25 protein-coding genes and 4 pseudogenes are annotated in these 26681 nt (G+C 67.6%); 16 read left to right on the top strand and 13 right to left on the bottom strand.

Annotated elements, in window-relative coordinates:
• Window positions 1-4: 4 nt before the first annotated feature.
• Window positions 5-358, bottom strand: a complete 354-nt coding sequence (locus ABD255_RS18570; RefSeq protein ID WP_344215522.1) for a hypothetical protein — start codon at window positions 356-358, stop codon at window positions 5-7.
• Between the two features lie 150 nt (window positions 359-508).
• On the opposite strand from ABD255_RS18570, the gene ABD255_RS18575 reads away from it, so the two are divergent.
• On the top strand, window positions 509-1663 hold the full coding sequence (locus tag ABD255_RS18575; protein WP_344215524.1) for an acyltransferase family protein: 1155 nt from the start codon (window positions 509-511) through the stop codon (window positions 1661-1663).
• Window positions 1660-2106 (top strand): hypothetical protein, encoded by a 447-nt coding sequence (locus ABD255_RS18580; RefSeq protein WP_344215525.1) that lies wholly within the window; start codon window positions 1660-1662, stop codon window positions 2104-2106. Before ABD255_RS18575 ends, ABD255_RS18580 begins: the two co-directional genes overlap by 4 nt.
• A 766-nt stretch (window positions 2107-2872) precedes the next feature.
• On the opposite strand, the gene ABD255_RS18585 is transcribed toward ABD255_RS18580, so the two are convergent.
• The 4 genes from ABD255_RS18585 to ABD255_RS18600 form a co-directional block, all read right to left on the bottom strand.
• Window positions 2873-3436, bottom strand: coding sequence for a DinB family protein (locus ABD255_RS18585; protein WP_344215526.1), 564 nt, complete (start codon window positions 3434-3436; stop codon window positions 2873-2875).
• A gap of 291 nt (window positions 3437-3727) precedes the next feature.
• Window positions 3728-8011, bottom strand: a complete 4284-nt coding sequence (locus ABD255_RS18590; protein WP_344215529.1) for a TIGR02680 family protein — start codon at window positions 8009-8011, stop codon at window positions 3728-3730.
• Window positions 8008-9192, bottom strand: coding sequence for a TIGR02678 family protein (locus ABD255_RS18595; RefSeq protein WP_344215531.1), 1185 nt, complete (start codon window positions 9190-9192; stop codon window positions 8008-8010). The genes ABD255_RS18590 and ABD255_RS18595 overlap by 4 nt, the downstream gene beginning before the upstream one ends.
• Window positions 9189-10724: a TIGR02677 family protein gene (locus ABD255_RS18600; RefSeq protein WP_344215533.1), complete on the bottom strand. Its 1536-nt coding sequence runs from the start codon at window positions 10722-10724 to the stop codon at window positions 9189-9191. The genes ABD255_RS18595 and ABD255_RS18600 overlap by 4 nt, the downstream gene beginning before the upstream one ends.
• A 481-nt stretch (window positions 10725-11205) precedes the next feature.
• Here ABD255_RS18600 and ABD255_RS18605 point away from each other — a divergent pair.
• From ABD255_RS18605 to ABD255_RS18615, 3 genes and pseudogenes are all read left to right on the top strand, one after another.
• Window positions 11206-11292: pseudogene (locus ABD255_RS18605) on the top strand (hypothetical protein); the annotation flags it as partial.
• A 33-nt stretch (window positions 11293-11325) separates the two neighbouring features.
• Window positions 11326-12198 carry an ATP-binding protein gene (locus tag ABD255_RS18610; RefSeq protein WP_344215535.1) on the top strand — a complete coding sequence of 291 codons (873 nt, stop codon included), beginning with the start codon at window positions 11326-11328 and terminating at the stop codon, window positions 12196-12198.
• Between the two features lie 1358 nt (window positions 12199-13556).
• Window positions 13557-13895, top strand: coding sequence for an STAS domain-containing protein (locus tag ABD255_RS18615; protein ID WP_344215537.1), 339 nt, complete (start codon window positions 13557-13559; stop codon window positions 13893-13895).
• A 112-nt stretch (window positions 13896-14007) separates the two neighbouring features.
• Here ABD255_RS18615 and ABD255_RS18620 read toward each other — a convergent pair whose 3' ends face one another.
• Together ABD255_RS18620 and ABD255_RS18625 are read right to left on the bottom strand one after the other, a co-directional pair.
• Window positions 14008-14445 carry an archease gene (locus ABD255_RS18620; RefSeq protein ID WP_344215539.1) on the bottom strand — a complete coding sequence of 146 codons (438 nt, stop codon included), beginning with the start codon at window positions 14443-14445 and terminating at the stop codon, window positions 14008-14010.
• Entirely contained in the window at window positions 14442-15668 is a 1227-nt protein-coding gene (locus tag ABD255_RS18625; RefSeq protein ID WP_344215541.1) for a 3-keto-alpha-glucoside-1,2-lyase-like domain-containing protein, read from the bottom strand. The genes ABD255_RS18620 and ABD255_RS18625 overlap by 4 nt, the downstream gene beginning before the upstream one ends.
• A gap of 534 nt (window positions 15669-16202) precedes the next feature.
• Between ABD255_RS18625 and ABD255_RS18630 the strand changes: the two genes are divergently transcribed.
• Entirely contained in the window at window positions 16203-16436 is a 234-nt protein-coding gene (locus ABD255_RS18630) for a hypothetical protein (protein WP_344215543.1), read from the top strand.
• Between the two features lie 216 nt (window positions 16437-16652).
• A pseudogene (locus tag ABD255_RS18635) lies at window positions 16653-16965 on the top strand (DUF190 domain-containing protein).
• Window positions 16966-17026: 61 nt separating this feature from the next.
• Here the strand turns inward: ABD255_RS18635 and ABD255_RS18640 are convergent.
• Entirely contained in the window at window positions 17027-17446 is a 420-nt protein-coding gene (locus ABD255_RS18640) for an SPW repeat protein (RefSeq protein ID WP_344215545.1), read from the bottom strand.
• Window positions 17447-17629: 183 nt separating this feature from the next.
• Here ABD255_RS18640 and ABD255_RS18645 point away from each other — a divergent pair, with 183 nt between their 5' ends.
• Complete coding sequence (locus ABD255_RS18645) at window positions 17630-18031, top strand: MarR family winged helix-turn-helix transcriptional regulator (RefSeq protein ID WP_344215547.1); 402 nt, start codon at window positions 17630-17632, stop codon at window positions 18029-18031.
• A 303-nt stretch (window positions 18032-18334) separates the two neighbouring features.
• Here ABD255_RS18645 and ABD255_RS18650 read toward each other — a convergent pair whose 3' ends face one another.
• On the bottom strand, window positions 18335-18529 hold the full coding sequence (locus tag ABD255_RS18650) for a hypothetical protein (RefSeq protein WP_344215549.1): 195 nt from the start codon (window positions 18527-18529) through the stop codon (window positions 18335-18337).
• On the bottom strand, window positions 18517-18639 hold the full coding sequence (locus ABD255_RS18655; RefSeq protein ID WP_344215551.1) for a hypothetical protein: 123 nt from the start codon (window positions 18637-18639) through the stop codon (window positions 18517-18519). Before ABD255_RS18655 ends, ABD255_RS18650 begins: the two co-directional genes overlap by 13 nt.
• Window positions 18640-19798: 1159 nt before the next feature.
• Between ABD255_RS18655 and ABD255_RS43740 the strand changes: the two genes are divergently transcribed.
• A complete protein-coding gene (locus ABD255_RS43740) occupies window positions 19799-20092 on the top strand; it encodes a relaxase domain-containing protein (RefSeq protein WP_425554455.1) in 294 nt (97 codons plus the stop codon).
• A pseudogene (gene mobF / locus ABD255_RS43745) lies at window positions 20067-20819 on the top strand (MobF family relaxase); the annotation flags it as partial. The gene ABD255_RS43740 and the pseudogene mobF, both read left to right, overlap by 26 nt.
• A 270-nt stretch (window positions 20820-21089) precedes the next feature.
• On the opposite strand, the gene ABD255_RS18665 reads toward mobF, so the two are convergent.
• Window positions 21090-21290, bottom strand: a complete 201-nt coding sequence (locus tag ABD255_RS18665) for a hypothetical protein (RefSeq protein ID WP_344215556.1) — start codon at window positions 21288-21290, stop codon at window positions 21090-21092.
• On the opposite strand from ABD255_RS18665, the pseudogene ABD255_RS43750 reads away from it, so the two are divergent.
• Window positions 21249-21956 (top strand): annotated as a pseudogene (locus ABD255_RS43750) (AAA family ATPase); the annotation flags it as partial. The gene ABD255_RS18665 and the pseudogene ABD255_RS43750 sit on opposite strands and share 42 nt — an antisense overlap.
• Before the next feature lie 319 nt (window positions 21957-22275).
• Here ABD255_RS43750 and ABD255_RS18675 read toward each other — a convergent pair.
• Window positions 22276-22404: a hypothetical protein gene (locus ABD255_RS18675; RefSeq protein WP_344215561.1), complete on the bottom strand. Its 129-nt coding sequence runs from the start codon at window positions 22402-22404 to the stop codon at window positions 22276-22278.
• Between the two features lie 15 nt (window positions 22405-22419).
• On the opposite strand from ABD255_RS18675, the gene ABD255_RS18680 reads away from it, so the two are divergent.
• Entirely contained in the window at window positions 22420-23319 is a 900-nt protein-coding gene (locus ABD255_RS18680; protein ID WP_344215564.1) for a hypothetical protein, read from the top strand.
• Here the strand turns inward: ABD255_RS18680 and ABD255_RS43755 are convergent.
• Window positions 23291-23677 (bottom strand): RNaseH domain-containing protein, encoded by a 387-nt coding sequence (locus ABD255_RS43755; RefSeq protein WP_425554456.1) that lies wholly within the window; start codon window positions 23675-23677, stop codon window positions 23291-23293. The genes ABD255_RS18680 and ABD255_RS43755 overlap by 29 nt on opposite strands.
• Window positions 23678-24281: 604 nt before the next feature.
• On the opposite strand from ABD255_RS43755, the gene ABD255_RS18685 reads away from it, so the two are divergent.
• The 4 genes from ABD255_RS18685 (at window position 24282) to ABD255_RS18700 (ending at window position 26681) form a co-directional block, all read left to right on the top strand.
• Entirely contained in the window at window positions 24282-24608 is a 327-nt protein-coding gene (locus tag ABD255_RS18685) for a hypothetical protein (RefSeq protein ID WP_344215566.1), read from the top strand.
• A gap of 387 nt (window positions 24609-24995) precedes the next feature.
• Window positions 24996-25517: a sigma-70 family RNA polymerase sigma factor gene (locus ABD255_RS18690; protein ID WP_344215568.1), complete on the top strand. Its 522-nt coding sequence runs from the start codon at window positions 24996-24998 to the stop codon at window positions 25515-25517.
• A gap of 8 nt (window positions 25518-25525) precedes the next feature.
• Entirely contained in the window at window positions 25526-26170 is a 645-nt protein-coding gene (locus tag ABD255_RS18695; RefSeq protein WP_344215570.1) for a zf-HC2 domain-containing protein, read from the top strand.
• Window positions 26171-26189: 19 nt separating this feature from the next.
• Window positions 26190-26681: a hypothetical protein gene (locus ABD255_RS18700; protein WP_344215572.1), complete on the top strand. Its 492-nt coding sequence runs from the start codon at window positions 26190-26192 to the stop codon at window positions 26679-26681.

Genomic DNA, 26681 nt, shown 5'->3' on the forward strand with positions numbered 1-26681 from the left:
CTGACTACTCGCCGACCAGCTGGTCGTAGTGCGTGGTGAGCGACACGTGGTCAACGCCGTTGAACACGGCAGGGATCTTGCCGTAGGACACGATCGCGGTCGCCGTACCGTTCGCCTTGCTCATCGCGTACAGGTAGCCGGCCTGGGTGTTGTGGTCCACACCAACGACCAGCGAGCCGCCGCGGCTGCCGCACCCCTGGACGACCAGGGACTCGTACGCCGACCAGCCCGACGACCGGATGAGCTTCATCACCGGCTTGGCGCCGGCCGCGATCGGGATGTGAGCGGTCCAGAGCGCACCGGCGTTCGTCGTCATCAGCAGGGTGTCGTAGGTCGCGGTCTCGCTGATCACCGTCATCGCCTTGAAGCCACGGAAGCCGGTCAGCGGTCCCAGCGAGCGGAAGTCGCCTCCGACGCCCCGAGAGCCGGATCGTAGTGATCTAGCCCGATTCCGCACAACTGTCAGTTGCTGCAACGAGCGCGGCGGGTCGTGGGTAGGTTTGTGGGTATGACGCAGTACTCGAACCGTGACGCGGTTCGGCTCGGGCGCTCGGCGCCGCTGGACACCCTGCGCACGATCCTGGTCGTCTGGATCATCGGCGGGCACGCAGTGCTGGGCTACTCGAACGTCGGCGGGTGGGCGTACGACGAAGTCAGTGAAGTGAGGCTCCGCCCCACGGTCGAGCTGGTGCTCGCCTCGATCCTGGGCCCGACCGCACTGTTTCTGATGGGCACGTTCTTCCTCATCGCCGGGCTGTTCACACCACCCGCACTGCAACGCAAGGGTGCTCGGCGGTTCGTCAAGGAGCGATGCCTACGGCTCGGCGTACCCTTCCTAGCCAGCGTCGTGGTGATCTGGCCGCTGTGCATGTGGGTGGCCTACCGATCCGCCGGCCGAACCGTCTCGTACCGCTTCCTGCTCACTGGCCGCGAGCGACTGGTCGACTCAGGTGGACTCTGGTTCGCGGAAGTACTGCTCCTGTTCTCGATCGGGTACGTCGCTCTCGCGGCGCTCCCCTGGCCGCAACGCCACTCCGGATCGAGCCCTTTCACGGTGACTGGGATGGTCTGCGCGGCTGCTCTGGTGACCGCGGCCACTTTCCTTGTGCGGCTGGGATTCTCAGCTCGTGGCGCTGAATACCTCGACCTGCATGTGTGGCAGTGGCCGCAGCTGGTCGGGCTGTTCGCACTCGGCATCCTCGGCGCGCGCCACGGCCTCAGCCAGCAAGTACCCCGGCGGCTGTCCCGTGCCAGCGGCTGGATCGTCGTGGGCTGCGCCGTCGCCGCTCCCGTCTACGCGGCGGTGACTAACCTGAACAACCTGGCCGCCGACAGCGAGCCATACCTGGGCGGCTGGAGCGGTGACGCGCTGCTGCTCGCGGCCTATGAAGGGCTGCTCGTTGTCTTCGGCTCGCTGTGGCTGCTGGGTTTCGCCCAGCGACGACTGGTGGCGGATCATCCTGTCTGGCATCGGCTGCGCCGTAGCTCGTTCGCCGCGTTCGTGCTGCAAGGGCCGGTGCTGATACTGCTTGCGGTCGCGTTGCGTCCGATCGGCGTACCGGCCGAGGTCAAGGCCGTCGTCGTCCTGCTTGGTGGACTGTTCGGATGCTTCATGCTCGGCTGGCTGCTCGTCACCCGCACCAGGATCGGGAGGATCGTATGAGCAGATCCGCGCGACAGCAGCCCGACCGCGCACGGATCGAGCTCTCCCGCTTCGCTCGCCTTTCGGTCGCGGGTGTGATCGCTGCCGTCGGAGGCGGCGTCGGGTCCCTGCTCGTCGTCAGGCAATGGGTCGATCTTCCGGTGGCCCTGGTGGTCATTGCAGTAGTAGTCGTTGTCGCGATCGTGGTCCTGGCGAGCCCTGAGGCCTTGGTGATCAGCCGTACCGAGGTGCGCGACGAGTCCGGCTGGCGGCGCCGCGGCTGGACGATCCGCCGCGACGACGTGGCACTGGTCCGCTGGGACGACGACCCCGACATCTTCGAGCCACCCCACCTCACCTTCCTCGACCACGACCTCCAGGTACTCCGCACCGTCACCCTCGAATTCGATCCACCCCGCGTACTCGGCGCACTCCGCCACTTCGGCTGGCCTCTCGAAAGGTGACACCGTTCAGTTGGCGGACACGGCCCCGGGTGCCAAGAATCCGAGCTGAGCGCCGGCCGCCCGTCGCTCATCTGGTGGGCAGGCGTCCGAGACGCAGGGTTGGCGACCGAGATATCGGTAGCAAACCCAAACTTTCGGCCGCCCACCCACCAAACGCCAGCCGCAGGCGGGCGGCCGCCGCGCCGCGGCTCGCCGCACCGGTGCTCGCTGAATTCGGGACCGAGGCGGTGCCTACCGACAGGACATATCGCCCCTGCACGGCGATCCAACCGGCCGTCCCACGTACGAACTGCGGCAGCGGACGCACACCTCCTGTCCGCAGGCACCAGTCGACCACGTCCACACTTGACAACACCCACTCCGCCAACTGAACGGCGTCGGCGCTTCCCTCGGGGCTTCGAGGGTGTTGCGCACTGCCGCTCTGAGGACCTGATCGGCCTGTGCACGACACCTGCTCGGAGATGCGGACGAGCTGCCCTGCGACTTGTCGGGGTTGGGCGCTTGTGAGCGGCTGGGCAGCGTGCTGACTGAGCCAGCTAGTGGTGGTGGGACTGAAGTTTGCCTGGGGGCGTGATGGCTGGTGGCCGTTGAGACACCTGTCGCCAAACGTGTTGAGTCACAACCCTGCCGGGGCGCGGTCGATTGGGCTTTCCTTGCTCGCAGAAAGCGCGAGCGATGATCGCCTGCCGTGTTTTGTGGAGGTGGAACCCCACACCCCCGCGGGCTCCGCCCCCGGGACCCCCTTGGCCGCGGTTGCTGTGGGCGGTCAGCTGCGGGCGGTTCCTAGGGTTTCCCGGTTTCGATAAAGGTCTCGGAGTAAGGAGATTTCGGCGCCGTGGTGGACCTGCTCGTTGACCAGCGTTGTGAAGATGCGGCTGACTGGCATGAGCTCGCCCCAGTTGGTTGGTACCTGGTCGTCCAGGGCGTCGTCGGTGGGTAAGTTCGACAGTGCTTCGACTAGGGGGCGTTGGCTTGCTTGGAGCCAGACGATTGCGGTGTCGGCGTCGCCGGGCATCTCGAGGTCGAAGGACGCCGTTGCGGGGCCGAAGGCGTAGTCCCAGTACAGATAGTTGACGGCGCCGATATGCACCGTACGCCAGGCGATGGTGGTGACTGGTGCGGGAGAGGGCTCGGGGATCTCGTAGTCGATGACCCAGCGTCCGGCCCCGTCGGCATGGGCCGCGCGACGCTCCGAGCGGTCATGCACCGTCCAGCAGTGGGCGACCGGCTCCCAGAAGAACTCGTCCTCCTGGATGCCTGCGAGGACTTTGTCCAGGTGGCTGCACGAGTCGTGAAATTGCTCCTGCAGTATCTTCCGGGCCGTGGCCATTGCCGCCCTCCTGCCGTTGACGTCGCAGCCATTCTCATCCTGAGTCTGCACACGTCCGGGAGGGCGATCAAGCCGCACTCCGCGACGCCCTTACACGCCGCCACAGCGACGACCCACGGCCGAACCTCGGCTGAACCTCGCCACAGCGGCGTGGAAGCCGCTCGCCCCCAAGGTCCACGAGGTTTCCGACACCACCTGGATGACCGGCGTCGGGCTGCAGGGCGCCTGGTCCATCCTCACCGACCTCGCCGAAGCCTTCGACGTCCCCGCACCCGCCAAGGCCTGACGCGATCACGCACCAGTCGGGGGGCTCGGCCTCGACGAGCCGCGCCCCCACCAGGGCTGGGTCAGGCGATTGTCCCGATCGCGCTGCCTGGACGAAGACCGCGCCCTCCTCGGCCGCGTGCGCGAGGGTGCCCGCGCACGGGCGACGAACGGGATACCCATCACGAACTCCCGAACGACCGGTGCCGCCGGTGGGCTCGGCGACATCCTGGGCGGCATGTTCGGCGGTGGTCGCCGGCCGTCCCATTCCCAGTTGGTAACCAGGACCGCCGGTACGCCGTCCGCGCGGGCCAACTGCGAGATCGCGAGTCCCGGCACCTCGGGATAGCAGCCCCACTCACGTTCGCTGGTCATCACCACGTCCAGGTCGAATGCCGCGAGCAGCCCGAGGTACTTCGCACGCGCGTTGTCGTCCACACCCGCGAACGCCTCGTCGAGCGTGATCAGCCGCGGCGCATGCGGACTGCCCGCGGAGCTGTAGTGCGAAGAGGCCGCCGCGAACAGCGGAACGCTCGCCGCCAAGACCCGCTCGCCGCCCGAGGCGGGTCCGGTGGCCGACTTCCACTGTCCGTTCTGGTACCGCTGGATGACGAAATGGCTCCAAGCCCGGTAGTCCATGGCCTCGGTCAGATGCTCCAGCCAGGTCCCGCTCGCGTCCCTGGCACGGACTTCGGCGATCCGCGCCTGGAGGAACTCGCCGACGGCCGCACGGTCCTCGGGCGACCAGGCATCCGAGGTCTGGCGCATCAGCCGGTCCCTGGCGGCCGCGAGCCCGGCCGGCCCGTCCGGGCGAGGTTGCCACAGCAGCCGCAGCCGCATGCCGGTGCTGGTCGGGCGGGACTCCAGCTCGGCGTTCATCGCGGCGACCTGGGACTCGGCGGCCGAAATCAGCTCCTGCAGCGTGCTCGCCACCTCGTTGACCAGATGGTTCTCCAGCACCACACGCTCGCGCTCGCTCAGCAGCCGCTCCCGATCGGCGACGTCGGTCGCCAGGGCGTCGGCCAACTGCGACACCGTCGCCGGTCGGCCCTGGAACTCGATCTCGACGACGACGCCTTCCTCCTGCAGATCGGCCGACGCGCGGTTCCCGTGCCTGGACAGTGTGTCCTGCAAGGTCTTCAGCTCGGTGTTGAGCCGATGCTGGGCGCGGTCCCAGGCGTTGTCGGAGTCGTCGACGTCGCCGAGGTCGTCGTTGACCCGGCGGGCCAGCCGCATCGCCGGGATCGGCGCCCACGACGAGTCTGCGTCGGGTACGTCGAGGTCCGGCAGCGCGACGAGCAGCAGCCCGGTGGCCGCGAACCTGCGGAACAACTCTGCCGCTTCCGCTCGCCGTTCGACCGCGCCCTCGAGCTTCCCGGCAAGCTGGTCTCGTTGCCCCTTCGCCTGACCTCGTGCGTCGATCTCCTGCTCGACCTCGGCCCGAGCAGCGTTTTGCTCGGATTTGTTGGCGTTCAGCAGATCGGCGGTCTCGGCGAGTTGCGCTTGCAGTTCCGCGACGGCCGCGCCGACCGTGTCCTGCAGAGTCCGCAGCCGCTCGGCTGCCGCAGCGGCTTCTTGCTCCGCAACAGCTGCTCGTTCCGCGAGGTCGGCAAGGGCCATCTCGGCCTCCTCCAGATCCCCGGCGATCTCAGCCAGCCGCAAATGTGCGTCGCCGAGCGCCGCCAGCGCAGGCCAGAGCTCGACCAGGGTGAGCCGGTAATCCGTCAGAGCGGCCGAAACCTTCGCCAGCAGCTCTCCATCTGCCGGCAGCCCCGAATCCCGAGCGCCCTCCTCCAAAGCTGTCCGCGCGAGCCCGACTGCCTCGGTCTTGCCCACTACATCGCGTTCCGCGGCCTCACGACGTACGTCGAGCCGTTTCTGGTCCTCCGCCAGCGCCAGGACGGCAGCGTGTGCCTGTCGAAGTCCGCCGTCGCTCGGCAGGCCGGCAACATCCCGATCGAGCCGTGCCCTGCGCTCGGCAATCCGCTCCTGCGCAAGACCGAGCTGGGCGAGTTCGGCCTCAGTGGCCTCGACCTGCTCGCGAAGGTCGCTGAGCTGAGCACGCCGGGAGGCGTCGCGAGCCGCGCGACCGATCAACGTGGCAGTCGGCTTGTGCCAGGCACCGGTCAGTACGCCGAGCCGGAACCGGCCGTCGGCACTCACCCAGGCGTGTGCCTGCTGATCGCCGTACCCGATCGAGTCCAGCACCGCGCTGATGACCTGCTCGGATACGGCGCTCGCCAGGAAATCTTCCGGATCCACTGCCGGCCGCAGCACAGCGCCGAGGCTGACCGGGACCGCTTCGCCGGCGCGAAGCAGGACGTCCTCGGTATCCGCCGACAGCAGTTCGCCGTCCGGCATCACCCAGGAGTCCAGGATCCCGGCGACTTCGAGTGCTGCCTCGATCCCCGCACGGTCCGAGCCGCCCATATCGTCGACGAAATCGACGAGACGCCACAGCGGCGCGCCTCGCCGGCCCTCCCGCGCGGCGACGTCCCGGGTGTACGGCGCCGGCGGGACCGTGTCCTCGCCCCGCTCCAACCTGGCGATCTCGGCCTTCAGGTCAGCGAGCCGCAACGCAGCGGACTGCTGCCTTGCGCGCAGCTCGGCGGATTCGGACGCGAACGCCGCCACCAGCCCCTGGCTCGCGGCCGTCACCGCGGCCGCTGCCGGGTTCGGGCCGGCGAGCGTCTCCACCCACAGCTCGAGTTCGGCGACGGTGCTCGCGCTGTCGGCCACCCGCAGCTCCGCTGCCCGCGCCAGATGCTCGCGCACCTGCGAGACCAACTCGATCCCGGTCAGGCCGACCAGGTCGGCAGCGGCCTGCCGTCGCTCGGCGAGATCGGCCAGCTCCGTATCGAGATCCGCCAGAACCCGTCGAGCCGTGGCGACTTCACCCATCGCATCATCCGCCGCGCCGCGCAGCCGCTGCACGTGGTCGAGCGCGCGCTGCTGCCGCTCAATGACCCGATCGGCCTCCCCACGCAGCTGCGCAGCGTCCCCGCCGGCCTCCGCCCGCCGGTCCGCGGCATCACCGCGGGCGTCCAGCGCACGGTCGATCCGCTCGACGTGATCCGGCAACACATGCGCCGCGGACGCCACTTCGGACGCCTTGGACCGGATCGCTCCCAGCGCCTCACCTGCCTGGGCGAGCCGCACCGTCGCGTCCTGATGCCGGTCCTGCTGCCCTCGGACCTTCGCGTCCGCGACCACTCGTTCGCCGGCGAGCCGCTCGGATTCGCCCCGCAACCGACCCACGTCCTGTGCCGCCCGCTCCAGCTCACGGGCGTCCCGCATCTCCGGACTCTCTCGCAACGCGGAGTCCCGGGCCTGGAGACGGGTACGCTCCGAGTCTGCAGCCCCCAAGCGCTTCCGCGCCGCTTCCAACCGCGTCTCGGCCGCCGCCAGAGCGGTCTCCGCATCACTGAGCTCGCGGCTGGTCTTCTCGAAGGCGCTCTGCGCTTCCCTGGGAAGCCTGGCGCGGCGCCGCGACACGATCCGCGCGTAGCGCCGGTAGTGTTTCAAGAACGACACCGCGGCGTCGCGCGCCTCGGTCATCGCCGACAGCGCCTCGCGATCCTCCTCCAAGCTGCGGAACGCCTCCGCGACGTCGGCAACCACGGCCTGATCCAACGGCGGCAGAGACTCCGTCAGCGCGACCGACAACGCCTTCTCACTCGGCCTCTTCGACAGTTGCGGTTGCCGGAGCTGAACAAGCAGATCGACGAGTACGCCGTACCGCTGCTCCCCGAAGCCGAACAGCTGCTCGTCGACGGCCCGCCGATAGTCCCGCGCACGGTCGTAGACCGTCCCACCGCCGTCGAGCACGTCGTTCAACCGGTCCCGGGTGAGTGCGCTGCCGGTCGCATCGACCAGCCTGAAGTCCTCGCCGACGCGCCGGGTGGTGACGAAGTACCAGTGCCGCGCGATGCCCCGGCCGGACACCGCCTTCAGACCACAGCCGATCGTGCAGAACTGCGCCGTACCGTCGCTCACCAGGCGGCCGAACTCCAGCCAGGTGTAGCCGAGACGCTCCGGATGCGGGTGGTCGCCGCCGAGCAGCAGGTTCCACTCCATTCGCTTCTTCGGGTCGGCATCCGGCTCGACGCGGTGCGGCGACATGTCGCCGTCGAGCAGGAACGGGAGCGTGAGCGCGAGCACCTTCGACTTGCCCGTCCCGTTGTTGCCGCGCAGCAACAGCCGTCCGTCGCGGAACCAGAACTCCTCCTGGTCGTAGTAGAACAGGTCGACAAGCCCGGTCCGCAGCGGCTGCCAGCGCTCGAGCCGCGGTTCGGGTAGTTCTCGAGTCACATCGCTTCCTGGATCGTCGGTTCGGCCACACCGTACCTGGCCAGCGCCGGCCGCGCCGTGACGACATCGTCATGCCAGGTCACCAGCCGCAGCGCCCGCAGCCGGGTCAGAGCCACGGTCGCCAGCCCTCGCTCCGCACCCGGCTCGGCCGCATCGCGTCGCCAGTAACTCTTGTGCTCGGCCGCCTTGCGGCGCAACAGGTCGTGGATCTCGTCGATCGGTACTACCCGATCCGCCTGCGAGGCGACGTACTCGGCGACGAGCAACGTGGCATGCCCTTCGGTACCGGTCTCCGGCATCCGCACATCCGTCAGGTCGTCGTACGGGTCGACCATCGCGATCCCCTCGGCCCGGACCTCAGGCAGCAGACCGGTCAGCTCGGTGATCCGGGCTGTGATCGCGGCACGCTGACCGGTCAGATAGGCCCGCTCGTCGTCGTCCAGCTCGTCGTAGTACAACACCGGATCCTCCAGCAGCCGCCGGGTCAGCCGGTGACGGATCCGCTGGTTGCGAAGATCGTCCGTGGTCGGTGGCAGCTCGTACGTCAACTCGGCGAGCCGACCGGAGAATCCGGTCGCCTCGACAGTCGACGGGCCACGGGGCGTCGTCAGCAGCGATCCCAGCACCCGCCGCCGTACGTCGTAGAGCACATCGCCGGTCTCCTTGACGAAGGAGTCCTCGTCACCTGCTACCCGTCCCAGTACGCCGATGTCGATCAGCAGGCGAACCACCGCCACCATGTCCGCTCGCTCCTCACGGCCCTCCAACGTGAAGGCGACCCCCGCGGCGACCAGCGTGGGATCGGCCGCACCCAGCACGACCTGCTCGGCGAGCCGCCCGAGGGTGATCTGCGCCTCCGCGCGGCTCAGCGCCGCCATCGCGAGACACGCCAGCACGTACCGACGCCGGCCGAACACCTGCATCGAGCGCAGATCCCGCGCCGGATGCGTCGGGTCCGAGACATCCGCGACAGCCTTCACCAACCGCGCCATCTCGCTGTCAACGGTCAGCTGCCACCCCGTGTTGCGTTCGAACCACTCCCGCAGCAGTTGCGCGTGACGTCGTACCAGCACGAGCTCGTCATCGCTCGGCCGAAGCAGGGGCCGCTTCAGCAAAGCCCGAGCCGCACGCCGGGACTCATCGGCCCGCGACGCCGCCAGCGCGTCCGTCAGCCCACTCATGCGCTCCGCTCCACAGCCTCGGCTGCAGTGAGATCCGTGATCTCCAGCAGATGATCCGGGCCGCGGAAGACGCCGTACGGCGTACGTACCTTGGCTGTCCGGCCGTCGTCGAGAGCAGTCAGTCGAACCGACATCGCGCCGTCGGAGGTCGTTGTCTCGACCGTACGGCGACCGGGGACTCTGGCCGCGAGCGCGTCGCCGAGCAGCGCCAGGAAGCAGCGGAACGCCACTGGATCCAGCTCGCCGACATCCGAGAGACGAGTCGGATGCGTGGTCGCCAGCGCCGCGCGGGCGGCCGCGGTCTCGGCGGCCTCCCGCCTCGCGATGTCGCTGAGGTGGCGGCGCTCGATCGAGCGGTCGATCACCCGGCTCGGCTTGCCGCGGCGCTCGTAGCTCCCCGTCCGCCGCAACCGCGGGCTGATGAGCAGTGGCGGCGCCTCGAGCCACGGCGTCTGCGCGGGCACCGCCTCCTCAAGGCTCTCCTCGTTCACTGACAGGTGGCGAGCCGCACTCAGGCCGAACGACGCGCGCCACAGCCGGTGGAGGTCATCGTCAACCGGCGCCTCGGCGAACCATCTCGCCAGGACCCGGAAGTCCGCCGAACGGTCCGACCGACCCGAGCGGCGCTCATTCAGTACGGCGACGACCTGCAGCAGCTGAGGAATCGCGGCGCGGGCCTGAGCGCGCAACAACTTCGCCTGGCTCGGATGGTGCGGCTCGCTGACGAACCACGCACGAAAACCCTGCCACCGCTCGTCCCACAACGGCCTGACCCGCTCGAACTCCACCTGCCGAGGATCGTCGTCCCCGGTCGTCCCCGGTGCCGCGTCCTCGGCCTCGCGCCGGGCCGCGATGTCGAGCAACCTGTCGACGCCTCGATACTCGAGATCACCGACCAGCGTCGCGATCTCCGCTCCGGCGGCCACCAGGTCCTTGATGAACCGCTCGAGGTAATCGATCAACCGATCCTTGTACGCCCGGAACACGTCGGCGTCCGCGTCGTGCAGGTCGATCGTGCGCTGCAGGGAACCCATGAAGGCCTGCGCGTTCCCGGCGAGGTCCGTGAACCGGTCGACGAGCCCACGCAGCAACAGATGCACCTTCGCGGGATCACGCTCGGCATCATCGGCCAACCCGGCCAGCGCTCTGAGCTGCGTGGCGATGTCCGCAAGCGCCACCGCCTGCAGAGCTCCGCGCCGGCCGAGCGCCTCGTCGTACGCCGTGACCGCCTGCTCCACGGCCTCGCCGCGTCGTGTCAGCTGATAGAGGAACCGGGACCGGTGGAAGTCCTCAACGGTCGTCACCCGGCTCGTGTCCGGATCAGCCCGCAGATTCCCCCACTCGACCAACCGCGTCAGCGCGTCGACGATCGCCGGCAACTCCACGCCGTCACGCATCGACTCCCGCACGTCCTCCGGCCGCAGATGCACCGTGAACCGCCGCTTCGCCTGCACGAACGCATCCATCACCGTCCGATACAAGCGCTCATTGGGCGCAGTCAGATAACTGAACGGCGCAAAGTCCACGTCCACCCGCTCTTGCTCCTCCCGGATCAATCAGCGTCAGAAGCGTAGCGACCGCCGCCGACAGAAGACTCTCCATGGACGCGCAACGCCCGGGATGGCGCTCCGAACATGAAGAGCCCAGCTGCAGGCAGATGCGGAAGAACTCACTGGCAGATGCGGAAGACAAGTGCGTGCAAACACGGAAGAAGAAGCTTGCAGATACGGAATTCAATGGCACGATGGATGGTTTGCTGACCGGCACTGCGGAACGGCGTTTGACCGAGGTACTCGCAGCTCGCATCACCGAGGAGCCCGTTGTCGTCCTCAACGGGGCCGCGCACCGTCGGCAAGAGCACGCTTCTCGCCCACCTCGCTCAGGCCACACGGCGTCGGGTGATCGACTGCGACGACGCCGCCACCCGGGCCGCCGTGCGCAACGATCCGGGCCGCTTCACGGCCGCTCGTCCTGATCGACGAGTACCAGCACGTCCCGGAGCTGCTGGATGCGATCAAGGCCGAACTCAACCGCGATCTACGGCCGGGCCGCTACGTACTTGCCGGCTCGACGCGGTACTCGGCCCTCCCCCAGGCCGGCCAGGCGCTGACCGGACGGGTCGACATCGTCCAGGTGCACCCGCTGTCCCAGGGCGAGATCGACGGTTCCCGCGAAGGAATCATCCACTCGTTGCTCGAGGGAGTCCTGCCGGATCCCGCCGGACTCGTCTCCCACACCGACCGAGACGAGTATGCACGCCGTATCACGGCAGGCGGCCTGCCGGTTGCACTACGTCGCCCGCCCGGCCGCTCTCGCGCCCGCTGGTTCGCCAACTACGTCAACCTCGTCCTCGACCGCGACGTGATCGAGATCAGTCGCATCAGGCAACGCGAGATGCTGCCCCGCCTCCTCGGCCGGTTCGCCGCCCGAACCGCTCAAGTCCTCAACATCGCCGCCGCAGCCCAAACCATCGGCATGGAGAAGTCCAGCGCCGAGAACTACCTCCGACTCCTGGAAGCCGTCTTCCTCGTCCAACGACTGCCAGCCTGGGGAACCATTCTCGGCTCCCGGGTCGCGCGCCAGCCAAAGCTCCATCTGGTCGACTCCGGTGTCGCCGCCTGGCTGCTCGGCCTGACACCGGACAAGCTCGCCCGAGCCGACCCTGCGAGCCTCACCGAGTACGGCCATCTCACCGAGACCTTCGCCGTCGGCGAGATCCTCAAACAGCTCAGCTGGTGGGACGCTGCCGTATCGGTCGGCCACTTCCGCAGCCGCACCGGAGAAGAGGTGGACCTCGTTGTGGAGACCGACGACGGCCATGTCATCGCCTTCGAAATCAAAGCAGGAAGCCGGATCCACCGCGAAGACCTCCGCGGCATCGACGCGCTCCGCACCAAGCTCGGCGACAGACTCACCGCCGCGGTGATCCTCTACACCGGCGCGCATGCGTACCAGCATGAGGACGGCAGCCTCGTCCTTCCCCTCGACAGCCTCTGGACTGCCTAACCCGCAGCGTGGTGACGGGCTTGGCCAGCTTGAACGTCTTGTAGTGCACGTCCGGCACCACCGGCCGGGGAGCTTGATAGCTGAAGGCATCGTTCCCGAAGCTGCCGGAGACCGTGGTCCAGTTGATCCCGTCGGTGCTCGTCTGCAGCGTGAACGACTTCAGCGCTTCGAACCGTGACGACGTGTAGGCCGAGCACTCTTCGCCACGCGGGCGAACAAAGATTCGGGCGGTGAATCTCAGGCCTCAACGATCGGATCTGATCACGAGCAGCCCGGAAAGCGCAAGAACCTGTGGACGGTCGCCCCACCGATGAGCTGAGAGTCCTTCAACTCTCGCGGTTGCTATCGGCAACAAGGCCCACGACGTGGCCTGGCAGGTACGGGGGATCCGGCCAGACCACGCAACAACGACTCTACCGGCCGACGCGGACGTCAGGCGCTCATCACTGTGTCCCTTCGGCAGCAGAGATCGACCGACGGCGGCCCGGCACCACGAACTACTCCGCCGGATGATCCACATCTGACGGTTCGGCAAGTTCGTGGCCAGATCCTTCCGAGCCACCAGAATCCGCGATCTGCTGCGCTCGTACGCTGGGCAAGAGACGATCGCCGTGGGCGCCATGAGTAACCACCGACGGCACCGACGGGATCCGCCGAGCCCTCGCCGCCGCTGCGCCAGGCCACGCCCGCGGCGGGTGAAACATTCATGCCCTGCGCCGCGATATACCCGGTGGGGGACGTTCGAGCACAGGTGAGCAATGAGGCGCTGCGAGTACGAGAACACCCCGCCGGAGCTGACCTGCGACCACGACGTCGTACGCCGTCTCCGTGCGCTGGTTACGATCGTCAGCCGGCCAGGCACGACGCAGGACGATGCTCTGGCCCTGGATCAGTTGCGGCTCACAACATCCCGCCGAGCCAGGATCCGGCGAGGCTGGGGCTCATGCCGAGGCTGACTACGTGGCTCAGTCCGCGAGTTGCTGGAACTGCCATGCCGCCGACAGGGCCGATTCGACCAGGTCGCGTTCCGCGTCCGGAAAGCGGAGGACGACCTTCGCATGCGCGTCGAAGCGTCGCGGCACGCAAAGACGTCCGGGTGTCGCTCCAGCAAGCGCTCGCGTTCGCCGAACCGCATCCGCACCACGATCGACTCCGTGTCGCACTGACGAGCAACCAACCGGCCGCCGAGAGTCCACCGCCGCAAACCCTTGACTCCTACACCCCTCGAGCGCGATCGCCATTTCACCAACGTCTGCATGTCTCTGCGCTCGCCTTCGTCCCCGATGTCCGAGAGAGCGGCATCGCACGATTGTTGCTGCAGCACGCGTTGTGTTGGACTGTCCCGAGGAAGTGATTCCATGTCGCCGATCCAGGGACGTTCACGTCAGCTGCCGAAGACCGCGCCGTCGACGCGGATCTGCCTGCAAGTGGCCGGGGACGCGGTCACGATCGAAGTGACCGGCGTACTGGATGCCCACACTGCCGAGGTGGTGCGCGAGTTGCTGCCGGACGCCTGCAGTCTGAGCCCTGGCGTCGTCGCACTCGATCTCGATGGGGTTCCACACGTCACCGCAGACGCAAACCTGCTCCATCTCGTAGACGACGCGCAGCGACTCTGCTGGGCCTCCAGTTGCACCCTTCAGGTGACCTGCACGGAGCCCGAAGTGCGACGTGCACTCTCGGCCGAAGGCCTGTGAGCAGCCCGCGCGGTCAGGTCTGGGGCCACCGGCCGGCAGTCGACGGCGACTGTTTGGAGCGACCGCCGGCCGATGACAGTCGGCCGGGTACCCAATCTGCCCAATGCCAAGCTCATCGCTCGAGAACAAGCCCGCAGCGCCACCCCGTCTCGCCGGCCGCGAAGGTCAGGCCATGGAGACTGATCCCGCCCGGTGGCATGTTCACCTGGCCGGCGACCTCGCTGTCGACGACCCACTGAATGACGTCGAGGCCGTCCTCGTCCCGGGCCGACACGTGGGTCCGCACCGGGATCTGCCCGGTCGTCCCCATGCGATAGATCACTTCGTCCAAGACCATCATGAGGAGTTCCGCGTCCTTCGCGTCCGGCACCGGGAACCAGGTCTCCACCCGTTGCTCCCGCTTGCCCGGAAGGTCTGCGATCTCTTCCACCAGCGCGCTCACGGCTTCCTCGACGCACTCCTCTCGCGTCGGCGCCCAGGCCTCGATCTGGATGTCGGCGGTATGCCGCAGCGCGTAATGGCCTCGTGGTCGACTCTCGAGTGTGCTCATTCGTTCAACTCGAAGATCCAGATGTTGCGGTACTGCACCCGCGAGTCGTTGTCATGGTTCTGGACACCGACATAGCCACGTTCCACGCGCGACGCGTTGAACGACGTGACCTCACGACCGTTGACGCCGACGCGCACGGCGGGTCCCCGAGCCTGAATCTCGAGATGATGCCACTCCCGTGGTGGCCGCACCGACGGTTCGGCGTACGGCGCCTGGATCCCGCAGATCGCACCCGTCCTCTTCACACCCTCGCCGGTGTCGCGCATCTGGATCTCGTAGCCCGAAGCGAGAGCGATCCACGGGTCATCGTCCGGCTCCGGGAACCTGATCAGCACGCCACCGATGTCCGAGGCGTGCGTGACCCGCCAGTCGAGCATCAACAGGAAGTCGGCGAACTGATGTTCGGCATACCACAGCATCCCCATCCCGCCCCTGCCCTGCACCGCGGAGTTCACGAGGTCGAAGGCACCGGCACCACACATCCGCCAGCCCGCCATCCCCCGGCCGCCGAACAGCACGATCGGCTCCCCCGCGGCTGAGCGCTTCGGTCGCCAGATCGCGGCGCTGGCAGCGACGAGCACATCGTCCACTTGGTGCGCTGTGTCGACGTCGTACGACGTGATCGCGTCGGCGGACTCGGGCCGGACAGTGATCGTCAGGCCTTGTGCAGTCCGCTCGACCTGTCCCCGCTCCCGAAGTACGGCCTCGACCGCCGGTAGGAGATTGTCGACATTCTCCGACGGCAACACCACCTCGCGGATCAACCCTTCGGCACCACCAGTCCAGTCGGGCAGATCGTCGAGTACGCACTGAACCTCGTCGTCGGTCAGCGGGGTCAGGCCGCTCCCCGGGAGCGGGATCGGCGACAGCCGGCCGAACCAGTCGGGTGGCTGCAGCGACGCGAACACCTCCGGCTCGTGATGCGCGAGGACGGACAACATCGCCTGTGCACGCAGTCGCGCCTGCTCCGTCGTACAGCCGCAGCGGCCAGCGATGTCGGCGATGAATCCTGTCTCCTCCGTGGTCGAGGCAGCGGCGCCGTCCGCCGCCATGGAATCCCTCAACCTGGCAGGCAACACCGCTTCCACTCGTCGCCGGTTGTCGTCCGCCAGAACGTGGCCGAGCGCACCGACAGTCGCAGCCGCGGTGAGATCGGCCGACGCGCTGTCCGGCGACCCAGCCAGCTCCCGGATCTCGTCCACCAAAGTCTGATACTCGACCACACCGTCCGCGTGCCCATCCCCTTGCTGCTCAAACCCCACCTGTTCGCGCACCACACGGCCGGGCATCCGGGCCATCGACGCGGGGCTCGACCCGCGCGTCGGTGAATGAGGCCGCGCGAGCCGCCGGCACCACCGAACCCGCCACGCCCGGATCCGACCGAGCCACCGGAACCCACCGAGCCACCGCAACCACCTACCGAACCCGCGCCCATCTGACGCCCAATCCGACGGATCGCCGTACTGGGATTCCCGCCTGTTCCAGGTCCGCCATCACCGCATGCGCCACGTCGTACAGGCCGCGGACGGTGTCGCCGGCCACCTCGCCGTGATCTTAGAAGGCTCGCCAGTTCCTCCCAGTGGTCCGAGCCGAACGCTCGCCGACCAAGACGACGTACGACACGCGCCAACCAAGCAGGACGTCACTGAGGGTGAGAAACACCGATCGAGCCACCCGACTGAGTCGAGCGCACGCCTGCTTCGGGGGTGTGATGGACGCGAGATCGGGTACGACCCGCCAATGAGGAGGTGGTCCGGATGCGCGTGCTCGTCCCTCCAGGCCAGACCAGGTCGGCGGTGACGTCGTACGTCGCTCTGTCTCGCGCCGAAGTGCGGGATTTACGCGACGCGCTGGGCCTGGTCCTGGCGATCGGCGGCGCGCCCTGTCACATCCGCGTCGAGTGGGAAGGCGGCGAGACCGACGTGACTCTCGAACTGGAGCTGACCGAGAACTCCCAGCAATCCCCTGCAGGCGGTCCACGCCACCGGTGACCTGTGCCGAGAGTGGCACGACAGCGATGAAGCGTTGCGTCAGGCAACAACCCCCACGGCGCGGGCTGCGCATCGTGATGGCGCACCAAGGCTGCCTTGACGAACTCGAACGCCGCCGTCCCGAAGGGATCCCACGACCTCACCTGAGCCGCCGTATGCTGGAAGCTCTTGGAGGATGCCATGAGACTTTCCGGGACCGCACTCCGACTGACGATCATGATCGGCGAGTTCGACCAGTGGCACCACAAGCCCCTGTACACCGAGATCGTCCACCGAGCCCACAAGACCGGACTCGCCGGCGCGACAGTACTCAAGGGGCTACGGCGCATCGAACCTGATCCACACCACCCGCCTGCTCAGCCTCTCGGAAGACCTCCCCGTGGTCATCGTGATCATCGACACCCACGACCGGATCCACTCCTTCCTCCCCCAGCTCGACGAACTGATCAAGGAAGGTCTCGTCGTCCTCGACGACTGCGACGTCATCCGGTACGCCGGCCGCGGGGCCGCCCAACCCGCCCAACCATGACAGCGCCGCCACCGCGAACCGCCGCCTCGGGTTGGCAGGTTCGCGGTGGCGGACGCGTGTCTCAGCTCTTGCGTCGCATGCCGATCGCCATCGCTCCCAGGCCGAGGAGTACGGCGACACCGCCGGTCACGACGTTGCTCAGAATCGTCGAGGTGGTCGCGACATCGCCGCTGACCGCCCAGGGCGCGACGATCGTCCACGCGCCGACGAGCGGCATGACCCACGCGATGCCGTGCGTCCGTTCGTACGCGGCCGCGAAGCCGATCGCGAGGAGCGCCATCGCGATGCCGACGATCAGGTTGTTGCCGGTCAACGTCGTGAAGCCGGTGAACCCCACCACCCACGGCGAGATCGCCAGGTAGAGCCCGGCCAGGAACGTGAGTCCCTCGACGGCTTGCGCGGTCTGCGTCTCCGCCACCGCTTCGTACTTCGCCCGCAGCTGTGCGATGTCCGGGTGCATGCTGATGGGTTCGGTAGCCATGTTCCTTTCGCCACCCCTTCGGAACGGTGCGTGTCGCTGCGTGTTGCTCGGAAACGGGCAACCGTCGCGGCTGTTCGGCGTACCGGATGCGGTAGGCCAGAAGCCCGGCCGGTCGCGCATACTGCTTATATCCCAGGGTGATATTATCACTTCAGGATACAGACCCCAAGGGAGTCCGGCTCTATGCATCTCGGCGATCCCGACTACGCGCGGTTGCTGGCGTTTCGCTCGGCTTTGCGTCAGTTTCTGCGCTGGAGTGAGCACCAGGCGGCCGGCGTCGGCCTGACCGCGGCGCAACATCAGCTCATGCTCGCGATCCGGGGTCACGCCGACCGGCGCGGACCGACCATCAGCGAAGTCGCGGCGTACTTGTGCACCCGTCACCACAGCGCCGTACAGCTCATCGACCGCACCGAAAGGCTCGGACTCATCACCCGAACCCGGGCAGACGAGCACGACCGCCGCGTCGTACGACTCACCCTGACCGCCGCGGGAGTTCGCAAACTGGCCGAGCTCAGCTCCGCGCACCTCGAGGAGCTCCACCGCCTCGCCGCGCTCGTCGACGCATCGTCCGGCCCGGCCTGAGCGCAGCCACCTCCTGCGAGGTCAGCTCTGCGGATGCCGCCAGCGCCGGTCCAGCTGCTGCCATTCGAGTTCCCAGTCCCGCGCCCGACGCCGATCAAGCGGCACCAGCGCCAGCCGGAATCATCAACAGCGCAACCAGCAACGCGCCCAAGACGATCGCGAACTCGATCCGATCGCCCCGGCGCCGCAGCGGACTGCTCCCGAACCCGTGACTACGCATCCATCGCTGCCCGGTCATCCCGATCACGACCCTCCAGGCGGATCCCGTTCCATTCTTCCCCCAGGCCGGACTTTGGCGGTATCTCATCGGAGTGCAAAGGCTGCAAGAGCGACCAGGACACCGGCGGCAAGGAGCCGCCCACGGACGCGTGGCAGGATGCGGGTGGCCGGCAGTACGACGCCCACGAGGAGTACGCCGGCCGGAAGACGCTCGGCCAACCACCCCCAGGTGAGGGTGTGGCCGGTCCAGACGAGCACCATCGCAGTCAGTCCCAGCACAACCAGACGCCACCGCCCCAGTAGCCACGACCACTCGCCTGCTCGGGTCGGCGCTGCACCGATACCCCATCGCGTTCCCCGTACACGCCCGACAGCCGTCGAGTGATCATCTCTTACTCCCGGATTCCGCCGGCGTCCAAACCTGCCTGTCGACTCTCCTCCTGATCTCGCGTCCGGACAGACTGCGGAACACCGCGAGCACAGACAGCGCCGCTGCGGAGCGGCCGATAGGTCGCAATCGGTGGGGTCACTGCCAGGCCGACACCGGGGTGACCGACTTCACCGATCCGGCCAGTCCGGTCACCGTTGGGTGGTCTGAGCCACCTGTCATCGCTCCACCCGACCTGGACCGGTCGCGCGTGCTGCGCTCGGGCACCTTCAACCGACAGACCCAGGAGTTCTCACTCCCATGAGCAGCTGCTGGTACCGCCCGGAGTAGGTCGGCACCAGCGGATCCGGGCTACCGACTGCGCGCCTGGACGAAAGCTCAGAGTTCGCCGAGGTACGCCGTCCGCATCCGCTGATCGCTCAGCAGACTCTCGGCCATGCCGGCAGCACGATCCTTCCGGTCTGCAGGACATGACTGCGGTCGGCGATCGGCGGCCGATCGTCCTGAACCTGCAGTACGCCCCTGCCCAACGCCGTGAGCCCCCAGGCGAGCGCGCCCACCGAGCCGAACCACAGACCGAATCCCGTTACACATCTTGCATTCGAGGCGTTTCTGTCGCCGAAACGATTGGATGCGATCTGGCGACGGGGCGAGATGTTCCGGTTTGTGCTCCCGAGCTGGTCGGTGGGAAGGCATCTGTCGCGATCTGACAGCGACACGCTAGCGGTAGCTGTCGTCGATCGGCGACATGGATCGCCGAATGACCGGCAGCTTTCCAAAGCACTCAAATCCAGTACGACGATCCGCATCCGACGCCAGCAGCGCAGATGGTGGTTCCGCGGACGACCGCGATGAGATTCCGGGCGCTGCAGGGCTCGTTCCGGTTGATGATGTGTCCCTGGGCACCCTGAGGAGCAACTGTGCGAGGCGATCGTGCAAGGGGCTCGTGGGTCAGCCATCACCAGGAGCCTGGCCGATGAGTGGTTCAGTGACCTGCTCTGGGAGACCGAGGAGCGGTTCGGCGGCGACTGTCGAGGAGAGCTCACCACCGGTCATCGTGATTCAGGGGGTGTCCCGAGCGGCTCTGGGCTGGCCGCGCGTTGAGCTGGCATGAGTCGGCTGGCGCGTCATCGATGTCTCCGTCCTGCGAGCGGGCCGGCATGCTGAGCATTCATCGGCTCAGCGCTGGTGACGGGTACCAGTACCTGTTGCGGCACATCGCTTCCGGCGATGTCGACCGGCGCCTGGCGACGCCGCTGACGGCGTACTACACGAAGTCCGGCTACCCTCCTGGGCGGTGGATGGGTCGAGGGCTGGGCGATGTCGGTGGTGGTCGGCTTCTGCCAGGGAGCGAGGTCACCGAGGTACAGATGGCCGCGCTGTTCGGACGCGCGGAGGATCCGTTGACGGGGAAGACGCTTGGCCGGCGTGTATCGAGTTTTCAAAGGACCTGAGGAGCGGATCCGGGAGCGAGTTCGTGGTCTCGCCCCATCGCTCAGCGAGGCCGAACGTGCGGACTCGATCGCGCTGATCCGACGGGACGAGATGCGCAAGAAGTCGCGGCAAGCGGTCGCCGGGTTCGACCTCACCTTCTCCCCCGTGAAATCCGTCTCGGCGCTGTGGGCTACCGCCGACGTAGGGACACAAGAGCAGATCGTCGCGGCGCATCACGAAGCCGTCGAGGACGTCTTGTCGTTCGTCGAGCAGCACGCAGCGTTCACCCGGACCGGCGAGGACGGCATCGCGCAGGTCGACACCCGCGGTCTGATCGCCGCAGCGTTCGATCACTGGGACACCCGCAGCGGCGACCCTCAACTCCACACCCATGTCGTTGTCGCCAACCGGGTTCAGGGTCCGGAGGGGGCGTGGCGAACGCTCGACGGTCGCGTCCTGTATCGCGCCGCGGTTGCCATGTCGGAGATCCACAATGTGTTCCTCGCGGACAACCTGTCGCGCCGTCTCGGCGTGAACTGGGAGCTCCGCGAACGCGGTCCCCAGCGCAATCCGGCGTTCGACATCGACGCCGTACCCGACGAACTCATCGCCGAGTTCTCGGCCAGAACCGAGCAGATCGAGGCGAACCTGACCGCGCTTCTCGAGGAACGCGGAGACCCGACCCACCCGCCGAGCCGACGCGAAATGTACGTCCTTCGGCAGCAGGCAACCCTCCGCAACCGCCCACCCAAACACGCCGCCAAACCGCTCGCCGAGCTCATGGCGAGCTGGCGGAAACGCGCAGAACTGGCCGTAGGTCGCGAGGCCGTCGCAACGATCCAACGCTCACTCGAACGCACCGGCGGCCGCGCACTGACCGCAGCCGATCTCAGCCAGGAGACCATCGAGGCGTACGGCGCCGCGACCGTCCTCACGCTCCAGACCAAGCGAGCCACCTGGACGCGATGGAACCTCCTGGCCGAGGCAGCACGCCAGCCCCGGCTGCTCCGGCTTACCTCAGCAGCCGACCGCTTCGCTGCACTCGAGAGCATCGTCAAAAGCGCAGAGCAGCGCTCCATCATCCTCACCGCACCGGAACTCGTGCCAACCGCAGTCACGAGAGCCGACGGCGAGAGCGTCTTCACCATCCACAACGGCCAGATCTACACCTCCCCCGTGATCCTCGGCGCCGAATCCCTCCTGCTCGAACTCGCGCACGACTCAACTGGACCGACCGTTCCCACCGTCCACGCTCACGGTCTCAGCACCGACAAGACTCGGGCACTCCACCGGATCGGCACCAGCGGCCAGACACTCGAAGCACTGATCGGACCCGCCGGAACCGGCAAAACCAGCCTCCTGTCCGCGCTCACCACCAGCTGGCAAGACACACACGGCGAAGGATCCGTCATCGCCCTCGCCCCGTCCTCCGCAGCCTCCACCATCCTCGCCGACGCCACCGGCATCCCCACCGAGAACATCGCCAAATGGATCTACGAGTCCGCCGGCCTCGGCGCCGAACAACGCCGCGGCATGATCCAGCAGACCGAGTACGCCGCACAGCTCGCCACTCGGTCGCGCCGTCGACGACGCCAGCAACGGCTCGCCGTACAACTCGCAGCGCTACAAGCCGACCGCGACAGATGGAGCTTTCGCGAGAACCAGCTCGTCATCGTCGACGAAGCCTCCATGGCCAGCACCATGGAACTGGCCACACTCGCCCGCGCCGCCAACACCGCCGGCGCCAAACTCCTCCTCGTCGGCGACGACGCCCAACTCTCCGCCGCCGACACCGGCGGCGCCTTCCGCCTCATCGCCAGCGACACGAAGGCCGCCGAACTCACCGACGTCTGGCGCTTCACCACCCCGTGGGAACGCGACGCCAGCCTCGCCCTCCGCGCCGGAGACCTCACCGCCATCGACACCTACGACAACCACCACCGGCGGCTGCACCAGCCTGCTCATCGCCGCCGACAACACCACCGTCGCCCGACTCAACGCCCGCGCCCGCCTCGACCGCATCACCACCGGCGAGGTCGAACCCGACGGTATCGAACTCCACAACGGCGACCACATCGTCACCCGCCTCAACAACCGTCACCTCCCCTACGGCAGCAACACCGGCAGCCGGCAGTTCGTGAAGAACGGCGACCACTGGACAGTCATCCACCGCTGGCCCGACGGCTCCCTCGCCGTCCAAAACTCAGCCGGCAACACCGTCACCCTCCCCTGTGCCTACGTCCAGGAATCCGTCGAACTCGCCTACGCCACCACCGCCCACCGCGCCCAAGGCGCCACCGTCGACACCGCCCACCTCCTCGTCACCGACCACCTCACCCGAGCCCTCATGTACGTCGGCATGACCCGCGGCCACACCTCGAACCGCGCCTACGTGGCGACCCACCAGACCAACTCAGACCTGCACGAACCCCACCCCGAACAGACCATGCAGGACGTTCTGGAAGCCGTCCTCAACGACACCGGCGTCGAGCAATCCGCGCACGAAGTCATGCGCCAAGAACTCGATAACGCCACGCGCCTGGACCGGCTGATCCCGATGCATGACTACCTCTGCCAACATGACGCCCGCCTTCGTTACCAACAAGCGTTCGCGACGTGCGGCCTGGATTCCGGCGAGCAGGCCGACGTGATGGCATCACCGGCGTACGGCGCCCTCATCGCCGAATTTCGCCGAGCCGAGTCAGTAGGCCTCGCCCCAGGCAGGGTGCTGCGCCAAGCCGTGACACAGTCACCACTGTCAAGCGCGCACGACACCGCAGCCGTCCTCCACGAGCGGGTCACCCGTCTCGTTATCAGGTCCCGCAAACACCCTGCGACGATCGCGGGCCTGCTGACCCCGGCACCGCAAGCCACCGGCTCAACAGTTCTACCCGCGCTCCGCGAACTCGAGCGCTTGATCGCCGAACGCGCCGACGACCTGGCACGCCAAGCAGCCACAGAACGACCCAACTGGTACGACGCACTAGAAAACGCCGCCGATCCGGAGCCACAGCTGTCGAAGCACCTGCTACGAGAGATCGCAGCGTACAGAGAGCGATACGCGATCGTGAGTCACACACCGCTGGGAAACCAGCCGCCACGAACCGCGTACGCACAGAGCACCCACTACACCCACCTCGCCCGCCAGCTCAGCCGGATCACCCAGGATCGCGAACCCGACCGGAGCAGCCACGACCCGAACCCGTCACCAACGGGCGTCAGTACAACGCCGCTGGAGAGCACTTGACGCGCTCTCGAACGTCACTGTCGGTTGCCGGCGACAACCAACAGCCTGCTCCCGGCGATGCGGGCGCGCGGCGGGCCCCGACTGCTCGATCTGGTCGTCTTCCGGTTTTGGAAGGCTGTGGATGCTCGAGATCGGCCTGGTCGGCGAGGTGGAGTGGTGCGGGACTCGCCGTGCGTCCGTTCCAGGTGATCACCGGCTGACACAACTGGGTTGTAAGCAGCGTGAGATGGATCTCGTCCCGGCTCCGAGCGTGCGACGGCGACCTCGATCGCCCTCGACCCGTGCCGGTCCTTGCCGTTGTGTCTGGCCTGCTTTCGGCAGTGTCTATCCGTGTGAACGGCACCGGCCCGGTAGGCACCTTCGCCCGAGCGGATGGTTCGCAATGGTTGGGCGAGCTGCCAGCTCCCGATTCCTTCCCCGCCGTGCTCGTACACGAACATGCGTGGGCGCGCCGGCGCCGGTTCGGGTCGGCGCTGCGACCGCCGTGGGTTCAATGCACGGGCTGTACGTCGCGGTCACCCGTCGCACATCGGACGATCACCACATCCGGATGGTCGAACCCCGGCCGGGCAGCGCCAGAACCCAAGGACGCGGCGTTCTAGAGCGGACGCGCTCGTCGCGTGCGGGTCTTTCCGTGTCGTAGCTCGCCGTACCTGTAGGCAAGCCAAATCCGGCCTGCCGCCAGCAGCGTCAACGCAGCCGCAGTTACCAACAGAGCCGTCGTCATGGCCCTCACCTCTGCTCGTCGCTCTGTTCTGGTACCCGCGCTGCGGCGCCACAGCCGCCCATGACTCGAACCGTTTCCTTCTCGTGACCCCGACCTACAGTCAGGGCCGCGAGACCCGATCATCGATCGACAACCCGGCGTGATGGACCGAGACCGGTCGGTGACATTGCTCCGTCGGGGTTGCCTCGGCACTCGCGACTTGATAGCGATGTCATGTCGGAACCGGGAGGGGGCTATGAGCCTGTCGAGTTATCGCACTGTCTTCATCACCGGGATCCACATGAGTTCAGACAACCGGACCATCCGTTCGGTGCGCTGGTGCGGCGGCGAAGGGACTATCGAGGAGAGCCCCGCCGACGATCTCGCGCGCTGGATCGGCACCGGTCGTGGCCATGCCTATCTCAAGTGGCCGAACGGAACCACTGGTCCAAGGATCCACGTCCGTGGCAGTGCAACCGGGCCGCAGCTCTGCACCGAGAGGGTGGGGCAAAACCTGCTACTCAGCCTGCCTCATTTTCCGGCTCACACATCCCGCTCCTTGGCCCGCCACCGCCGCTCCTGATTCCGTGGCCTCCCCCGGCCCCTACCTCGCCCAGCACAGGAGGCTGGTCGCCGAGGTTCGACCTGTTCGACCTGGTGTACGACTCCGGGCGCCTGCACTCCCTCGTCGGCGGCGACGTCGCTACGGGACGCTGCTGGCCGGCACCGACGAGGCCAGCGGCTCGATGTACCTGTACGCACTCGGCAGGGCCACCGGCTCGACCACGGTCATCAGGCCCGCGGAAAGGTTCCGGCACCTGCACCGATTCGCTGCGTTCCCGCGTGGTGTGGGAGGGCGCCGAGTTCTCGGGCTGCGAGTAGCCAACTGTGTCGGCTTCGAAAAGCCTAGTGGCGAACGGCGTCGCGCGACTGATTGAACACTGCACGATCCGGGTGCGTAGTCCAGTGTGTGAGCGGTGTGCGGCCGGTGGACGAGCGGGCGGTCCGGGCGCTGTACGAACAGCATGCTTCGGCGTTGCTGGCCTTCGTACGGCGGCTGTCCGCCGGCGACCGCGCACTCGCCGAGGACATCGTTCAGGAGACTCTGCTTCGTGCCTGGTTGAAGGCTGGGCCGGTCCCGGCCGAGCAGGTCCGGCCATGGCTGTTCACGACCGCGCGACGGCTGGTGATCGATGCCCACCGCAGGCGCTCGGCCCGGCCGCCGGAGACGAACGCCGAACTCCCCGTGTCGACGCTCCGGAGCGAGAGCGAGGTCGACGCCGCCCTGGATGCCGCGCTAGTCACCGACGCGCTGAAGTCCTTGTCGGTCGAGCACCGCGCCGTGCTCATCGACTACTTCTACCGCGGCTGCACCACGCCCGAGATCGCCGCGGAACGCGGACTGCCGCCCGGGACCGTCCGCTCGCGGGTCCACTACGCGCTGCACGCGCTGCGCCTTGCACTGGAAGAACGCGGGGTGACCGGCCCATGACCTGCTCGATGGAGACCTCTCTCGGACCGTACGTTCTCGGCGGCCTGTCGCCTGATGAGGAGGCGGAGGTGCAACGGCACCTTGAGGATTGCGTCGAGTGCCGGGTAGCACTCAGCGAGGTTGCCTGGATCCCGTCCTGGCTGTCGAAGGTGCCACCCGAGGAGGTCGCGCGCCTGATCACCGAGCAGCCTCCGGTGGAACGCGGACTCGGCACCCTCGCGACTGAGGGTCGTGTCCAGAAACGCCGACGGAACCGGCTGCGCGCTGCGGCCGCTGTGACGGCCACCGCGACGGTCCTCGCGGTCGGCATCATGACCGACCTGTCTGACGACCCCGGCGCCGTCACCGCCGGCTCGACCATCCAGTCGATCGATCAGCAAACGCAGGTCACTGCGACGCTCAGCATGACTCCGCAGGGCGCGAAGACCGGTCTGCGGCTGAACCTGACCGGCGTCGCCCCGGGTGAACGCTGCTCGTTGGTCGCCCGCTCCCAGGACGGCCGGACCGAAGTGACCGCCACCTGGGTGGCGACCTATCGCGGTACCGCGGACATCCCCGCGACCACGACCATCCCGGCCGACCGGCTGCGCGGATTCGACGTGGTGACCGCCGACGGCCGGGTCCTGGTGCGCCTCGCCGTACCCCATCGATGAACACACACAGGAGGAATCCATGCGGAACAGTCACCGACTCCGGGTAGGAGTCGCCCTGGCGACCTTGCTGGCCCCGCTAGCCTTGATTGCTTGCGGCAACGAGGAGGACGCCGACAGTAGCGGTGGTGGGTCTTCGCTCTCCATCGTCGAGCCCATCAAGGATGCAAAGGTCACGCTGCCGTTCACGGTCAAGGTCAAGTCCGCGGAGCCACTCGGCCCGACCGACACCGGCAAGCACCACGTCCATCTGTGGCTCGACGACGACTCGGAGAACTACTTGGTCGTCGAGTCGGACACCGCGACGGTCGAGGCGGGGATGAAGGCCACCCTGAGCGGCCAGCCGCTGGGGCTTGCCCCGGGCAAGCACATCATCCATGTCTCGTTGCGCAACGCGAATCACTCGCCGGCCGGTTCGGAGACGGAGATCCCGGTCGAACTCGCCACCGGGACCGGGCCGGCGCCCAGCCCCACGCAGTCGTCGTCCGAGCCGGAGTACGGGAACGGGTACTGA

Origin of the sequence: Kribbella sancticallisti, assembly GCF_039530625.1 — a bacterium.
GTDB classification, from domain to species: domain Bacteria; phylum Actinomycetota; class Actinomycetes; order Propionibacteriales; family Kribbellaceae; genus Kribbella; species Kribbella sancticallisti.

Excerpts from the sequence above, each read along its gene's own strand:
- ABD255_RS18620 (WP_344215539.1), bottom strand. The coding sequence starts at position 14,445 with ATGAGCACACTCGAGAGTCGACCACGAGGCCATTACGCGCTGCGGCAT.
- ABD255_RS18695 (WP_344215570.1), top strand. The coding sequence starts at position 25,526 with ATGGAGACCTCTCTCGGACCGTACGTTCTCGGCGGCCTGTCGCCTGAT.
- ABD255_RS18655 (WP_344215551.1), bottom strand. The coding sequence starts at position 18,639 with ATGATCACTCGACGGCTGTCGGGCGTGTACGGGGAACGCGATGGGGTA.
- ABD255_RS18580 (WP_344215525.1), top strand. The coding sequence starts at position 1,660 with ATGAGCAGATCCGCGCGACAGCAGCCCGACCGCGCACGGATCGAGCTC.
- ABD255_RS18700 (WP_344215572.1), top strand. The coding sequence starts at position 26,190 with ATGCGGAACAGTCACCGACTCCGGGTAGGAGTCGCCCTGGCGACCTTG.
- ABD255_RS18640 (WP_344215545.1), bottom strand. The coding sequence starts at position 17,446 with ATGGCTACCGAACCCATCAGCATGCACCCGGACATCGCACAGCTGCGG.
- ABD255_RS18615 (WP_344215537.1), top strand. The coding sequence starts at position 13,557 with ATGTCGCCGATCCAGGGACGTTCACGTCAGCTGCCGAAGACCGCGCCG.
- ABD255_RS18575 (WP_344215524.1), top strand. The coding sequence starts at position 509 with ATGACGCAGTACTCGAACCGTGACGCGGTTCGGCTCGGGCGCTCGGCG.
- ABD255_RS18570 (WP_344215522.1), bottom strand. The coding sequence starts at position 358 with ATGACGGTGATCAGCGAGACCGCGACCTACGACACCCTGCTGATGACG.
- ABD255_RS18595 (WP_344215531.1), bottom strand. The coding sequence starts at position 9,192 with ATGAGTGGGCTGACGGACGCGCTGGCGGCGTCGCGGGCCGATGAGTCC.
- ABD255_RS18685 (WP_344215566.1), top strand. The coding sequence starts at position 24,282 with ATGAGCCTGTCGAGTTATCGCACTGTCTTCATCACCGGGATCCACATG.
- ABD255_RS43740 (WP_425554455.1), top strand. The coding sequence starts at position 19,799 with ATGCTGAGCATTCATCGGCTCAGCGCTGGTGACGGGTACCAGTACCTG.
- ABD255_RS18630 (WP_344215543.1), top strand. The coding sequence starts at position 16,203 with ATGCGCGTGCTCGTCCCTCCAGGCCAGACCAGGTCGGCGGTGACGTCG.
- ABD255_RS18645 (WP_344215547.1), top strand. The coding sequence starts at position 17,630 with ATGCATCTCGGCGATCCCGACTACGCGCGGTTGCTGGCGTTTCGCTCG.
- ABD255_RS18680 (WP_344215564.1), top strand. The coding sequence starts at position 22,420 with ATGTACGTCGGCATGACCCGCGGCCACACCTCGAACCGCGCCTACGTG.
- ABD255_RS18585 (WP_344215526.1), bottom strand. The coding sequence starts at position 3,436 with ATGGCCACGGCCCGGAAGATACTGCAGGAGCAATTTCACGACTCGTGC.